Origin of the sequence: Ruoffia sp. FAM 26254, from assembly GCF_045528545.1 — a bacterium.
GTDB lineage: Bacteria > Bacillota > Bacilli > Lactobacillales > Aerococcaceae > Ruoffia > Ruoffia halotolerans.
This window is the reverse complement of the sequence record NZ_JBGQQY010000096.1, coordinates 1-1,596: the sequence shown is the minus strand read 5'-3', so window position 1 is coordinate 1,596 and position 1,596 is coordinate 1. Positions and strand designations below refer to the sequence as shown.

The 1,596-nt window shown below is 35.3% G+C and carries 2 protein-coding genes and 1 other annotated feature; both genes read left to right on the top strand.

Translation table 11 applies throughout. The features are described 5' to 3' along the window. Nucleotides 1-189 precede the first annotated feature (189 nt). Nucleotides 190-321 (top strand) — a sequence feature (ribosomal protein L10 leader region). Between the two features lie 48 nt (nt 322-369). Beyond that, nucleotides 370-912: a 50S ribosomal protein L10 gene (gene rplJ, locus ACEN3Z_RS11775; RefSeq protein ID WP_407090968.1), complete on the top strand. Its 543-nt coding sequence runs from the start codon at nt 370-372 to the stop codon at nt 910-912. Nucleotides 913-964: 52 nt separating this feature from the next. Beyond that, nucleotides 965-1,339: a 50S ribosomal protein L7/L12 gene (gene rplL / locus ACEN3Z_RS11770; protein ID WP_138404221.1), complete on the top strand. Its 375-nt coding sequence runs from the start codon at nt 965-967 to the stop codon at nt 1,337-1,339. The last annotated feature ends 257 nt before the right edge of the window (nt 1,340-1,596 follow it).

Genomic DNA, 1,596 nt, shown 5'->3' with positions numbered 1-1,596 from the left:
AGATTTCTTTGTGTTAAAATGAGTGTGTGACATGAAGATTCTCTCCTTATACTATGTTGTGGTGACTTAAGTATAACGAATCTTCATGTCTTTTTTTAGTGTTGCGTTTCATCTTACAACACACCTAAATAAAAAAAGTTAAAAACATTAATAAAAAGTGTTGACAACACAGTCGGTATCCATTATGATGTTTTATGTGTTAAACGACCGAAGACAGTAAGTGGCAAATGCCTTAATTTCTTACCGAGGAAGTTCCTAAGTGATAAACAACAGGAATGTATCTCTATGTCTAAGGTGACATGGGGGTTTTTTTATTGGATAAAATAATCAATAAATACTCTCTATACCAAAATGACGGAGGTGAACTAATTGGGAAAAAGAAAAGTGACTCTTGAACAAAAACAAAACGAAGTTGCAGAAATCACTGAAGAACTTAAAGGTTCTGCAGGTGTTGTAATTATCGATTACCTAGGTCTTAACGTTACTGAAGTAACAGAATTACGAAAAAACTTACGTGATGCAGGCGTGAAAATGAAAGTTGTGAAAAACACAATCTTACGTAGAGCAGCTGCAGACGCAGGTATTGAAGGTTTAGATGAAGTTTTCGCTGGTCCTACTGCGATTGCTTTCCATTCTGAAGATGTTGTTGCTCCAGCTAAAATTATCGTTGATGCCGCAAAAGATTTAGAAAAATTAGAAATCAAAGGTGGATTAATTGAAGGTGCTGTAGCTACAGTAGCTGAAATCGAAACATTATCTAAATTACCAAGTCGCGAAGGTCTATTATCTATGTTACTATCTGTACTGGAAGCTCCAATGCGCAATACAGCTTCAGTATTATCACAAATGAATCCTGCTCGCAAGATGGCTTATGCGCTTAAAGCTGTTGGTGAAGCAAAAGACGCTGCTTAATGTAGCATAATTAATAAATAAAAAAACACATATAAAACGGAGGAAACAAATCATGGCATTAAACATTGAACAAATTATTGAAGATATCAAATCAGCAACTGTTGTAGAATTAAACGAATTAGTAGAAGCAATCGAAGAAGAATTCGGTGTATCTGCTGCTGCTCCTGTAGCTGTAGCTGCTGCTGGTGGCGCTGGTGAAGCTGCTGCTGAAGAACAAACTGAATTCGACGTTGAATTAACTTCAGCTGGATCAGCTAAAATTAAAGTTATCAAAGCAGTTCGTGAAGCAACTGGTTTAGGACTTAAAGAAGCTAAAGAATTAGTAGATAACGCTCCAAAAGTAATCAAAGAAGGATTATCTAAAGAAGATGCAGAAGCATTAAAAGCTGCAATCGAAGAAGTTGGAGGAGCTGTAGAAGTTAAATAATCTCTGATTATTTAACTTTATACACTCTAAACCAGAGGTTTTTACCTCTGGTTTTTTTGTACAAAAAATAATTACTACTATATAAGATACGAAAAGCGACACGGTAATTGAACCTAACTCAATTACTGTGGGCTCTTTGTCAAATAGGGTTGATGACTCATTTTAATCAAGATCAAGCAGCATAAGTTGTTGCTTGATCTTTTTTATTTGTCTGAGGGACATATAATCGCGTCATAAGTAAAATACGGTCTCTAAAA